At 60.8% G+C, this 12834-nt stretch carries 11 protein-coding genes; 8 read left to right on the forward strand and 3 right to left on the reverse strand.

The features are described from left to right. The first annotated feature begins 239 nt into the window (after positions 1-239). Positions 240-1079 carry a DUF3047 domain-containing protein gene (locus tag PIN31009_RS22455; protein WP_150791640.1) on the forward strand — a complete coding sequence of 280 codons (840 nt, stop codon included), beginning with the start codon at positions 240-242 and terminating at the stop codon, positions 1077-1079. Between the two features lie 69 nt (positions 1080-1148). Here PIN31009_RS22455 and PIN31009_RS22460 read toward each other — a convergent pair whose 3' ends face one another. Beyond that, positions 1149-2345, reverse strand: coding sequence for a M20 aminoacylase family protein (locus tag PIN31009_RS22460; protein WP_150686144.1), 1197 nt, complete (start codon positions 2343-2345; stop codon positions 1149-1151). Positions 2346-2558: 213 nt separating this feature from the next. Between PIN31009_RS22460 and PIN31009_RS22465 the strand changes: the two genes are divergently transcribed. Continuing rightward, a complete protein-coding gene (locus tag PIN31009_RS22465; protein ID WP_150791641.1) occupies positions 2559-4634 on the forward strand; it encodes a molybdopterin-containing oxidoreductase family protein in 2076 nt (691 codons plus the stop codon). A gap of 109 nt (positions 4635-4743) precedes the next feature. Continuing rightward, the gene (locus PIN31009_RS22470) at positions 4744-5877 is read left to right on the forward strand and encodes an aminopeptidase (protein WP_150791642.1); all 1134 of its coding nucleotides are present in this window, start codon (positions 4744-4746) and stop codon (positions 5875-5877) included. 164 nt (positions 5878-6041) lie between these two features. Here PIN31009_RS22470 and PIN31009_RS22475 read toward each other — a convergent pair whose 3' ends face one another. Beyond that, positions 6042-6521: a MarR family winged helix-turn-helix transcriptional regulator gene (locus tag PIN31009_RS22475; protein WP_058376204.1), complete on the reverse strand. Its 480-nt coding sequence runs from the start codon at positions 6519-6521 to the stop codon at positions 6042-6044. 169 nt (positions 6522-6690) lie between these two features. After that, on the reverse strand, positions 6691-7845 hold the full coding sequence (locus tag PIN31009_RS22480) for a porin (RefSeq protein ID WP_150791643.1): 1155 nt from the start codon (positions 7843-7845) through the stop codon (positions 6691-6693). A gap of 318 nt (positions 7846-8163) precedes the next feature. On the opposite strand from PIN31009_RS22480, the gene coq7 reads away from it, so the two are divergent. The 5 genes from coq7 (at position 8164) to PIN31009_RS22505 (ending at position 12817) form a co-directional block, all read left to right on the forward strand. Then, a complete protein-coding gene (gene coq7, locus PIN31009_RS22485) occupies positions 8164-8859 on the forward strand; it encodes a 2-polyprenyl-3-methyl-6-methoxy-1,4-benzoquinone monooxygenase (protein WP_150791644.1) in 696 nt (231 codons plus the stop codon). A 440-nt stretch (positions 8860-9299) separates the two neighbouring features. Continuing rightward, complete coding sequence (gene mraZ / locus PIN31009_RS22490; protein ID WP_039406026.1) at positions 9300-9728, forward strand: division/cell wall cluster transcriptional repressor MraZ; 429 nt, start codon at positions 9300-9302, stop codon at positions 9726-9728. A gap of 22 nt (positions 9729-9750) precedes the next feature. Next, positions 9751-10704, forward strand: coding sequence for a 16S rRNA (cytosine(1402)-N(4))-methyltransferase RsmH (gene rsmH, locus PIN31009_RS22495; protein WP_058376201.1), 954 nt, complete (start codon positions 9751-9753; stop codon positions 10702-10704). Further along, a complete protein-coding gene (gene ftsL, locus PIN31009_RS22500; RefSeq protein WP_087686358.1) occupies positions 10701-11045 on the forward strand; it encodes a cell division protein FtsL in 345 nt (114 codons plus the stop codon). Before rsmH ends, ftsL begins: the two co-directional genes overlap by 4 nt. Beyond that, positions 11042-12817 (forward strand): peptidoglycan D,D-transpeptidase FtsI family protein, encoded by a 1776-nt coding sequence (locus PIN31009_RS22505; protein ID WP_150686149.1) that lies wholly within the window; start codon positions 11042-11044, stop codon positions 12815-12817. Before ftsL ends, PIN31009_RS22505 begins: the two co-directional genes overlap by 4 nt. Positions 12818-12834: the final 17 nt, after the last annotated feature.

Genomic DNA, 12834 nt, shown 5'->3' on the forward strand with positions numbered 1-12834 from the left:
GATGATAGTGCGGATACCCGTGTGAAAGTAGGTAATCGTCAGGCTCCCCTAAAGACCCCTTGCTACAACGCGTAGCAGGGGGTTTTTGCTTTGCGCGGGCGATTTCGTGAACATCACGTCTCCCCGCAAACCAAAATGTGTTGCATCAATGTCGTGAAGTGAAACTTCGGATGGATCGACGCCGGTTTCTCGCTTAGCATTCGATCACGGGGTTGGCCGTGGTTCGGGGAGTGAAACCAGTGGTAGATGATGATCGATGCAAGCGCCATGCAACGTGGCGTGGATGGGTTTTGGTTGGCGGCGCACTTGGTATTGCATTAATGATTGCTGGATGCGCCACGCATCAGACAGCCAGTGATACGGTCGCGACAACCGCTGCCGTAAGAAGTGACGATATTGCCCCCCTTTCAGCTGCTTTGAATGCTGACGGTCTTCCGCCTCATTGGGAGACCTATCTCGTGACGAACAACAAGCGCCGAACGAACTACGAACAGGCGCTCGATGCGAATGGCATTGCGGTAATTCGCGCAAAGGTCGACGAATCCGCGTCAGGAATTGCACAGAAGCTCGATATTCCCATCTATCCCGGCGCCAAATTGAATTGGCGATGGCGTGCGGATGAAATGCCGGCCTCCGCCGATATTCGGACGAAGCGATACGATGATGCCCCCGTACGGATTGCACTCGCTTTCGACGGCGACCCCGCGAAACTCACTGTGCAGGATCATTTGCATCGCGAGCTGGCGCGCTTGGTGAGCGGGCGCGAATTACCTTACGCAACGTTGATGTACACGTGGGGCGATGGGAAGTTTGCACCGGATGAGGTGGTGCGAAATCCCTACACCGCACGTATTCGCGCGATCGTGGTTCAGCGGGGGACTGACGGACTCGGCCAATGGCAATCTTATTCGCGTGATATCGCGAAGGATTACGAGAAGGCATTCGGCGAACCGCCGGGCCGATTGATCGGCATCGCCATCATGAGCGACGGCGACAATACGCAATCGAAATTCACCGCATGGTATGGCGATATTCGATTGGATACGGATGGTATTCCTACCACCACCGCTGCCAAGTAGTGTTAATCGACGCAAAAAAGCCGGCAATTGCCGGCTTTTTTGTTGAATAACGCAACAACGTGGCAGCGATTATTTATCGCGCCCGAAGTAGGTCTCGACCAGCTTGACCCAGTAAGTGCCGCCGAGTGGCAGCAAATCGTCGTTGAAATCGTAGCTGGCGTTATGCAGATTGCAGGGGCCAAGGCCGTGACCGCTATCGCGATGCGTACCGTCGCCATTGCCGATAAAGACATAGGCGCCCGGCTTTTCCAGCAGCATGAACGAGAAGTCTTCCGCACCCATCGTCGGCTCGACTTTATCATTCACGTTTTCGTCGCCCACCACCTGGCGCATCACGTCGGCACACAAGGCCGCCATGGCCGGATCGTTGATCGTCGGCGGGTAATTGCGCTGGAATTCGATCTCGGCCGAGCAGCCCATCCCCTTGGCCACAAACTCTGAGATTTCACGCAAGCGCGATTCGATAAGATCCAGAACTTCCAGCGAGAACGTGCGGATCGTACCGCCCAGCCATGCCGTGTCCGGCACCACGTTCGTGGTATCACCCGCGTGAATCTGCGTGATCGACAGCACCGAGGCGTCGATCGGGCGCTTGTTTCGCGTGATGATGCTTTGAAGCGCCTGAGCCACCTGTACCGCGGCAATGACGGGGTCGATGCCGGCGTTCGGAATACCTGCGTGCGTACCCTTGCCGCGCAGCGTGATCTTGAATTCGTTGCTCGATGCCATCATCGGCCCGGGCGTGACGGCGAACGTGCCCGTGGGGACACCCGGCCAGTTATGCATGCCGAAGACGGCTTGCATCGGGAAGCGTTCGAACAGGCCGTCCTTGATCATCTCGCGAGCACCGCCGCCACCTTCCTCTGCGGGTTGGAAGATCAGGTACACCGTACCGTCGAAGTTGCGATGCTTTTGGAGGTACTGCGCTGCTGCGAGCAACATGGCCGTGTGGCCGTCGTGGCCGCACGCGTGCATCTTGCCTTCGTGCTTCGATGCATGTTCGAAGGTGTTGGCCTCTTTGATCGGCAGGGCATCCATGTCGGCGCGCAGACCGATCGCGCGGTCGCTGCTGCCATTCTTGATGACGCCGACGAGGCCAGTCGTTCCGAGTCCGCGATGAATGGGGATGCCCCACTTCGTCAGCGTTTCGGCCACCACGTCAGAGGTGCGTTTTTCTTCAAAACACAGCTCCGGATGCGCGTGAATGTCACGTCGAATGGTCTGGATTTCGCCGCGAGCGGCATCGATTTCGGGAATAAGCTTCATGACGGGGTTTTCCTGCGTACGCAATGGCTCATCTTACCCCTAAAGGCAGGGTCTGGCATCTCGATAGGAATCCCCCGAGCGGCACCCCAGACGTGTCCGGAAAATGCGGCTCTGCCGCGCCGGGCGGGGCGAAGCGCCGGCGAACGTAATACAATATCGCCAGCGTCGCACCCCAGCCAGACGCAGCATTTCGGTAGAGAGAGGAGTAGTTTCATGACGTCCAATGTTCACGTCGTTCGGGCCGCTTGCCCGCATGACTGCCCCGACACGTGCGCACTTCACGTGACGGTGGAAAATGGCGTCGCGATCAAGGTTCAGGGCGATCCGGACCATCCGACGACCAAGGGCGTGCTCTGCACGAAAGTCTCTCGCTATACCGAGCGTACTTATCACCCCGATCGTCTGTTGCATCCACTGAAACGTGTGGGGCCGAAGGGCTCGGGCAAGTTTGTGCAGGTGAGCTGGGATCAGGCGCTCGACGAGATCGCCGCTCGCCTGACGGCGATTGCCGCGCGTGACCCCGAAGCGATCCTGCCTTACAGCTATGCCGGCACGATGGGGTTTGTGCAAGGCGAAACCATGGCGGCGCGCTTCTTCAATAAGCTCGGCGCTTCCGATCTCGACCGCACGATCTGTGCGAGTGCGGGCGCTGCCGGTCTGCGTTACACCTATGGCGCGGGCGTCGGGATGCATGTCGAACACTTTGTCGACAGCAAGCTGATTCTCATCTGGGGCAGTAATCCAATCACGTCGAGCGTCCACTTCTGGGCGATCGCGCAGGAGGCCAAGCGACGTGGCGCGAAGTTGATCGCAATCGATCCTTATCGCTCGCTCACCGCAGAGAAATGTCATCAGCACATCGCGCTGCTGCCCGGCACGGATGCCGCGCTGGCGCTAGGCATGATGCATGTGCTGATCGCCGAGGATCTCGTCGACCACGCGTACATCGCGCAGCACACGGTCGGGTACGCCCAGTTGAAGGAACGGGCGCAGCGCTATACGCCTGCGCGTGTCGCCGAGATTTGCGGCATCAGTGAAGAGACGGTCGTGACGTTGGCGCGGGAATATGCCAGTGCCAAGCCGGCTGCGATTCGACTGAATTACGGCATGCAGCGTGCCAAGGGGGGCGGTCAGGCCACGCGTGCCGTCGCTTGCCTCCCGGCGCTCATCGGCGCATGGCGCGACCCGGCCGGCGGCATGCTGATGTCGACATCCGGTTATGCCCCGGTCGACGGGCTCGCCCAAACTCGTCCGGACCTGCGGCCAGAGCCGGCCAAAGTGCCGCGGCTGGTGAACATGAGCGCCATCGGTGACGCGTTGTGCCACCCGGGGGACGCCTCGTTCGGGCCGAAGATCGAAGCGCTCGTCGTCTACAACAGCAACCCGGTGGCCGTGGCCCCTGAGTCGAGCAAGGTGGCGTCGGGTTTTGGGCGGGAGGATCTGTTCACGGTGGTGCTGGAGCACTTCCAGACCGACACGGCCGACTATGCGGACTTCGTCCTGCCGGCGACGACGCAGCTTGAGCATCTGGATATTCACAAGGCTTACGGGCACACCTATCTGCTCGCGAACAATCCTGCGATCGCACCCTTGGGCGAGACGAAGCCCAATTCCGAGATATTCCGTCTGCTCGCGCAACGCATGGGGTGGCAGGAACCGTGCTTCGCGGATACGGACGATCAACTGGCGGAGCAGTCGATTCGATGGGCTGACCCACGGATGGCCGGTACTGATTGGCAAACGTTGAAGCGTGATGGCTGGGTGCGGTACGACTTGCCCGAAGCGCCGTTTGCCAATGGCGGGTTTTTCACCCCGTCCGGCAAGTGCGAGTTCTATTCCGAACGCATGGTGCAGGAAGGCTTCGATCCGCTGCCGGATTGGGTGCCGCCGTATGAATCCGTCGCGAGTAATCCGACGTTGGCGGCGCGCTACCCGCTGGCGATGATTTCGCCGCCGGCGCGTAACTTCCTCAATTCGAGTTTCGTCAACGTGGATAGCCTGCGTTCGTCCGTCGGCGAGCCGACACTCGATATTCACCCGGCAGACGCCGCGCCGCGCGGGATTGCGGATGGTGCAGGCGTGCGTATCTTCAACGATCGCGGCACCCTGAATGCCAAAGCACGGGTGACGGAAAAAGCCCGTGAGGGCGTGGTTGTTGGGCTGTCGATCTGGTGGAAGAAGCTGGCGCCTGACGGCAAAAATGCCAACGAAGTCACGAGCCAGCAACTCACCGACCTCGGCCGCGCACCGACGTTCTATGACTGCCTTGTGGACGTCGCTCCGGCCTGAGTAGCCTGAATGACCGGCAGTCGGCAGTCGGCAGTCGGCAACCGCCCGACGCCCGACGCCCGAGGGCATCCGCGCTCTTCGACGCACATCAATGCTCATGGAGCTTGTCATGTCGACCTTGTCTGTGAAGCCTTACCCGATCGGGTTTCGGTGTCTCAAGGCACTGACGGCATGGGCGATGTTGCTCGCTGTTTGCGGGTGCAGTCAGGTTGGCTACTATGCGCAGTCGATCAACGGGCATTTCGCGATGCTGCACGAGGCGAAGCCGGTCGATGATTTGCTGGCGGACCCCTCGCTGGACCCTCGTCTGCGGGGGCGTCTTGCCGAGGCCGAGCAGATTCGCAGCTACGCCGTAACGGCGCTGGGCGAACCCGACAACGGAAGTTATCGCAGCTATGCCGACATCAAGCGACCGTTCGTTGTCTATAACGTGTTCGCTGCGCCGGCGCTCTCGCTCAAGCTGCACGAGTCGTGTTTGCTGGTCGTCGGATGTGTCGAATATCGCGGGTATTACTCCCGGGAGTCGGCCGAGGCTTATGCCGCCGAACTACACCGCGATGGATGGGAAACCTTCGTGGCCGGGATTCCCGCATATTCGACGTTGGGATACTTCGATGACCCGCTGCTCAGCACCTTCATTTACCTCCCGCGCGCCGAAGTCGCCCGCATGATCTTCCATGAGCTGGCGCATCAGATCCTGTTTGTCCGCGGCGATACGACGTTCAATGAATCGTTTGCGGTGACGGTAGAAACGGTCGGCGTGCAGCGGTGGCTCGCGGCGCATCCGGATGCGGCGATCGAGTATGAGCGGTATGACGCGTATCGGCGGCAGTTCCGTGATCTGGTCGAAGGGTACCGGAAGCAGTTGGAAGCGCTCTACAGCGGGGCGGATAGTGATGAGCAGAAAGCGGCACAGAAGGAGATCCTGTTCACTCACATGCGCGCCGATTACGCGGCGCTCAAAGTGTCGTGGGGCGGGTATAAGGGGTTCGATCTCTGGTTCGCGAGTGATCTGAATAACGCAAAAATCGGATCGTTCGCTACTTATAACCAGTGGGTGCCAGCATTCATGGCGCTGCTCGCGCAAGAGGACAACGATTTGCCCAAGTTCTATGCGGCAGTGAAAGCGTTGTCGAAGCGCAAAGCGTCCGACCGTGACGCGGCGCTTGCCGCACTAGACGAAACACCGGCGGCCGCCGCCGCGCGGGCGACTTTGAACGCACGAGAACATGCTGCCAAGTAGCGGAAGCGATTGAATTTTGCGGTGGCCCGCGTCCTGTGCGATGCACCTCTGAGGGAAGCTGCGCGTCGAACCGGGCAGTTTCTGGTGTCCTCGCGACGGCCCTTGGCAGAGGCCGGGCCTTTAAAAACCACCACCCGACGCCCGTCGGGATATTGGCCTAAGCGTCAGGCAATCACCGCCTTCAAATCCCCCAGCAACGCATATAGCTGACGCTGCCTGTCTTCGGGTAATCGGCCCAGCCGTTGCTCGATCCATTCCTCGTGTGCGCGGGCCATATTCGAAAACGCTTTCTTGCCACGCGGCGTGAGCTTGATCAGGAAGGCGCGCCGGTCGTTAACGACGGTCTCGCGCGTCACCCAGCCCTCTTTTTCCAATTGATCGGTGATGCCGGTGACATTGCCGCCGGTGACCATCATGCGCTTGCTGAGCTCTCCCATCTTCAAACCCTCGGGATGGCGATCGAGCTGTGCCAGCAGATCGAAGCGCGGCAGAGTGCAATCGAAATCCTGGCGCAGTCGCGAGCGGATGTCGGTTTCGATCATGTTGGCGCAGGTGAGCAGCCGCAGCCAGAGACGCAAGGCGTCGTGCTCGCGATCATTGGCTCGCGTTTCGAGATCGAGAGAGTCGGAATCGGCGAGGCTCATGGGAGGCGCAGTGAAATTTACAGTATGGAAATTTTAGGTTTGAAATAAACGTCGGGTCAAGCCGGGATTCCGTGGGGCATTGCTCTGGAAACAACGCGCAGGCAATAAAAAAAGGGCACCCGAAGGTGCCCTTTCGTCAAACAAAGACTAAGTGACGAAAACTGTCAGCTTAGAACTTGTGACGGATGCCGCTCGTGACAGCGAACTGGTTCGTGCCGTTCGAGAAGCCCAGGCCGTTCATCGACGCGCCGCCAGGAGCGTCGTTGTTGGCGTGCTGGTACAGACCAACCAGGTACAAGTCCGTGCGCTTCGACAGGAAGTAGTCGGCGCCCAGGTTGACTTGGTGGTACTTCGGCGACACGTTCGTGCCGGCGTTGTTCAGCGTCGACCACGTGTACGTGTACGATGCGCCCAGTTGCAGAGCCGGGGTCAGCATGTACTTGCCGTTCACTTCGACGTTGTCGAACTTCCAGCTGCCGCCACCAACGTACGTGTACGAGCTGTGGCCATACACCAGGCCGACCGTTGCCGGGCCGAAGGCGTACGACAGACCAGCTGCGCCGATCCATGCCTTGTCGCTGACAGCAGCACCGCCCAGGTTCATCGGCGTGTTCACATCACCGGCGGTCAGAACACCGCTGGTGTTCGTGCCCGGCGAGGCGAGGTACAAGTAGCCAGCGCCGAACGACAGCGGGCCGTTAGCGTAGCCAGCACCGAACGAATATGCGCGGTTGTTAGCGAAGCCCGAACCAGCCGTACCGTTGTTGGCCGAGTTCGAGAAGCCGTACATACCGCCTGCGCTGAAGCCAGCGTAGTTGACCGACGTGTACTTGACAGTGTTGTTCACGCGGAACGAGTTGTTCAAGTTGTCGTTATCGAACGGGTGGGCGCCCGCGAACGTGGCCCACTGGCTGCCGACTGCGAACGGACCAACGAAGTCAACCACGGAGTCGTACTGACGACCGATGGTCAACGTACCAGCCGTTGCGCTGCTCAGACCGACGTAAGCTTGACGACCGAATTCACGGCTGCCTTGGCCCAGCGTACCGTTGCCCAGGTTGAAGCCGTTTTCCAACACGAAGATAGCCTTCACGCCACCACCGAGGTCCTCAGCGCCCTTCAGGCCCCAACGCGAACCTTGCAGGTTGCCGTTGCTGAACGCGAAGTTCTTGGACGTGGTGCCCGTGCCGGCCAGGTTACCGCCAGTCTTGCTGGTGTAGGTCAGGCCAGCGTCGATGATACCGTACAGGGTCACGCTGCTTTGTGCGTGAGCAGCGCCAGCGAATGCGCCGAGCACACCCAGAGCGAGAAGCGACTTTTTCATTGAGTGATCTCCAAAGGATTGTGAGATTTGTTTAACAAGGTCACTAGTGATAACGTCCTTGCTAATCAACTTCGCGAGAAGTTGGACGTAATGTAACAAATTCAATGTGGGCGGCAAAGGAAAAGGCCGGTTTTGCGCGGGTTTGCGGCGACCTTTGTTTCGTTTACGCAACAGCCCGGAAACCGGCTTCTGGCGCGGGTTACGCGCGTTTGCTCCCGCGCAAGGCACGTCTGGCAAAGGGGCGTATGATCCCCGGCAGGCACGGTGGAATCGTCCTGAATTCCACATTGTGAAAGATTGAAGTGAGTTGAAAGCAAGATGTTCTCTGACAGCCTGATCTCCGAACTTGACCGTGGCCTGCGAGCAATCGTGGGTGTCACGCAAGCCTCCCGGCCGACGCCCGTCCCCGCAAAAATGACTACCCAGTCGACCCAAGTCGACGGGGTAACGGGGGCGACCGATGGTGTAGCGTCATCCCCTGAAGCCGCCGACGATGCGTTGAGCCCGCAGGAGCGTCGCCATGTCGCAGGCCTCATGCGTGTGAATCATGTGGGCGAGGTTTGTGCGCAGGCGCTCTATCAGGCACAGAAGCTGGCGACCAAGCGGCCCGAACTGCGTAAGGCTTTCGAGCATGCCGGCAAAGAGGAGGAGGATCACCTCGCATGGACGGCACACCGGCTGACCGAACTGGGCTCCCGGCCTAGTCTGCTCAACCCGCTCTGGTATGCCGGTGCGTTCGCGATCGGCTTTGTTGCCGGCAAGTGCGGCGACAACGTCAGCCTCGGTTTCATGTCCGAGACCGAACGTCAGGTCGAACACCATCTCGATACCCATCTGGATGAGCTGCCGGCGCACGATCTGCGCTCGCGGGCCATCGTCGATCAGATGCGCCTCGACGAGATCGAGCACGGTCAGGCAGCGCGGGATGCCGGTGGTATCGAATTGCCGGTGCCGGTGCAGCGCGTGATGCGCGCCGCCGCTAAGGTCATGACGACGACGGCCTACTATATATAGAGCACTCGAAAGGCAATTCGTCAGAGCACCGCGGTCGTCTCAGGCACCTCCTCTCTTCTCGGCCAATCTCCCCTCGCGTAGCCCGTGTCATGCGTCATTTGGCGTGCCGCCGAATGGCGTGAGCGCGCACTACCCGGTATCGATAGCGTTGGCGGGCCTCGCGCGAGGCCGGGCCACGAGTTTGAGGTTCCACTTTCACTATCGCAGTTATGTCATTAATTTTTCTGACAAAAATTCGTTTGGCTGCTTGAGGAAAGTGCGCTAAGTCATTGTTCTGCCTAACAAATCCCCTTCGAAAAACCGGCGAAACGCTTGACCGGCCAAACACTCTCCTCTAAAGTGGGAAATAGTGTGAGAAAGTGTATTTTTGTGTGGCGTTAGGCACGAAATCTTTCTCTCTCGGCATGACGGACAGGCGGTCGAAACCTCACGGAGCGCACGTGTTTCAGGGAGCCTCGGCACTTTCACTGGATGCAAAGGGACGGATGTCGATTCCGGCCCGGCATCGTGACGTGCTGCAAGGCGAGGCCGAAGGCAAGGTCACGATCACGAAGCACCCCGATGGTTGTCTGCTGCTGTTTCCGCGTCCCGAATGGGAGATCTTCCGCGGCAAGATCGCCGCACTGCCGATGGATGCGCACTGGTGGCGCCGTATTTTCCTGGGCAACGCCGCTGACGTCGAGATGGATTCGGCGGGGCGTGTCCTGGTAGCGCCGGAATTGCGTGCCGCCGCAGGCATGGACAAGGAAGTCATGCTGCTGGGCATGGGCAGTCACTTTGAACTCTGGGATGCCGCGACTTACGCCGCCAAGGAACAGGCAGCGATGGCGCAGGGTATGCCGGAAGCACTGAAAAACTTCACTTTTTGATTGATCAGGTGGTCCGACGAGCATGGCGCACGCGGTGGAAACGGTAATGCAGCACCGCACGGTCCTGCTGGACGAGGCCGTGGACGCCCTGCTGTGGCGCGACGAAGGCGTATACGTCGACGGAACGTTCGGGCGGGGCGGGCACAGTCGCAGAGTCCTTGAGCGGCTGGGGGCCCAGGGGAGGCTGATCGCATTCGACAAGGATCCCCAAGCGATCGCGGAGGCGGCAAAGATTGCCGATCCGCGATTTTCGATTGAGCACGACAGCTTTGCGACGCTGCGTGACGGGCTCGCCCGTCGCGGTGTCGACAAGGTGTCGGGTGTATTGCTGGACCTCGGCGTGTCGTCGCCGCAGTTCGACGACCCTGCGCGCGGCTTCAGCTTTCGGTTCGACGGGCCGCTCGACATGCGCATGGACACCACGCGCGGCGAGTCGGCCGCCGAGTGGCTGGCCCGGGCAACGCTGGAAGAAATGACGGAGGTCATCAAGGACTATGGGGAAGAACGGTTTGCTTTTCAGATTGCAAAGGCGCTTGTTGCTCGCCGGGCAAACGCCGATCACCTCGGTCCACTCGTCAGCACTCGCGAGCTTGCCGAGATCGTGGCTGGCGCCGTCAAGACCCGTGAGAAAGGCAAGGACCCGGCAACACGCACCTTTCAGGCTATACGGATTCACGTCAATCAAGAGCTTGCGGATCTCGAGATAGCACTTGAAGCGGCGGCCGATGTCCTCGAAACCGGAGGCAGACTCGTGGTGATCAGCTTTCATTCGCTGGAAGACCGCATCGTGAAGCGCTTCATGCAAGCGCGCACGAGCGCGCCGGTGGTGGATCGCCGCGTGCCTTTGCGCGCCCACGAAATTCCCGAGCCGCCGTTCAAAGCCCATCGCAAGAGCAAGCCTTCCGCCGCCGAGGTGGAAGCGAACCCGCGTGCGCGCTCGGCGATCATGCGGGTCATGGAGCGGGTGTCGACATGAGCCGGCTCAACATCCTCCTGCTCGCGCTGCTCATCGGCTGCGCGCTGTCGCTGATCAATGCGCAATATCGTGCGCGCGGGACGTTCGTCGAACTGAACCGCGAGCAGGCGCTCGAGCATCAGCTGTTGCAGGACTGGGACCGTCTCCAATATGAACAGAGCGCGCAGAGCAAGAGCGCGCGCATCGAGAACGTGGCGCGTAGCGACCTGAAGATGCAGGCCGTCTCCCCGGGCCGCACGCAATATCTGTCGGCCCCGGCCGGCGGCACGGGCGCGATGGTCGACGTGCCGGTGCCGACCGCGAGCGCCGCGTCGGCCCCTGCCAGCGGAGGCAAGCGATGATCCGCCGCAAAGACGCCAAGGCCAAGACGAAGGATGTGCAGTTCTCTGCCAGCCCCGTGCTGTCCGTGCGTCTGCCCATGTGGCGCTCGAAGATGCTCGTCTTCGTGATTTTCGGCGCGTTTGCCGCTTTGGCTGCGCGTGCCTTCTGGATTCAGGGCCCCGGCAACGCCTTCTATCAACGTCAGGGCGAGAGCCGTTACGAACGCACACTGGAGATGTCCGCCACGCGCGGCAAAGTGTTCGACCGTAACGGGCAGGTGCTCGCGACCAGTTTGCCGGTCAAGGCCATCTGGGCCATTCCCGAAGATGTACCTGAAGATGTCTCCACCGATCAGGTGCGCAAGCTCGCGCGCTTGCTCGAGATGGGCGAACCCGATCTGCGCCGCAAACTGGGTCAGGAAAAGAGCTTCGTCTATGTGAAGCGTCAGGTGCTGCCGGACGTGGCCAAGCAAGTGGCCGATCTGGACATTCCGGGCATCTATCAGCGCAAGGAATACAAGCGCTTCTATCCGGAAGGCGAGATCGCGGCGCATATCGTCGGCTTCACCAATGTGGAAGACATCGGGCAGGAAGGCGTCGAGCTGTCGATGCAGAAGGACCTCGCCGCCACGCCGGGCAGCCGCCGCGTGATCAAAGACCGTCTGGGCCGCGTGGTCGAGGATCTCGATATCCTCGCGCAACCGCGCGATGGCCACGACATCACGCTCTCGATCGACAGCAAGATTCAGTTCCTCGCCTACAGCGAGTTGAAGGATGCCATCGAGCGCACCGGCGCCAAGGCCGGTAGCGCGGTCGTGCTCGACGTGCGCACGGGCGAAGTGCTCGCGCTGGTCAACCTGCCGACGTACAACCCCAACAACCGCACGAATCTGACCGGCGCCCAGTTGCGCAACCGCGTGATCACCGACACGTTCGAGCCCGGCTCGATCATGAAGCCGATCACTGTCGCGGCGGCTATCGAAAACGGCTACGTGAAGCCGATGACGACGGTGATGACCACCGGCCGCGCCAACTTCTTCGGTGCGACGATCACGGATACCCGCGACTACGGGCTGCTCACCGTGCAGGGCGTCATCCAGCACTCGAGCAACATCGGCACCGCGAAAATCGCCCTGCAAATGAAGTCGCAGGAAATGTGGGACATGTTTACTAGTGTGGGTCTCGGTCAGGCGCCGAAGATCGGCTTTCCCGGCGCGGTGGCGGGACGTCTGCGTCCGGCCAAGAGCTGGCGCCCGATCGAGCAGGCGACGATGGGCTACGGCTACGGCTTGTCTGCCTCGCTGATTCAGCTTGCGCGCGCCTACACCGTGTTTGCGCACGACGGCGAATTGCTGCCGATCTCGATCTACAAGACCGACGGCAGCACCGTGAAGGGCACGCCGGTGATCTCGCCTGCCACGGCCCGCGAAGTTCGCAAGATGCTTGAAATGGTGACGTCGCCGGGCGGTACCGCCACGCGCGCGCAGGTCATCGGCTACCGCGTGGGTGGCAAGACGGGCACGGCCTACAAGCAATCGGGCAAGGGTTACGACAAGAGCAAATACCGCGCATCGTTCGTCGGCATGGCGCCGATGTCCGAGCCGCGCATCATTGTGGCCGTGACGCTGGACGAGCCGGGCCGCGGTGCTCACTACGGCGGCGTGGCCGCCGGTCCGGCGTTTGCCGCGATCGTGGGCGGCACGCTGCGCTCGCTCAATGTGGTGCCGGATTCGCCGGTAACGAAGCTCGTGGTGAGCGACGCCGTGGAGGAGAGCGAGCCATGGGCACCGTGAATCCCTCCCCCGTCACG

The organism is Pandoraea iniqua (assembly GCF_902459685.1).
Taxonomy (GTDB): Bacteria; Pseudomonadota; Gammaproteobacteria; order Burkholderiales; family Burkholderiaceae; genus Pandoraea; species Pandoraea iniqua.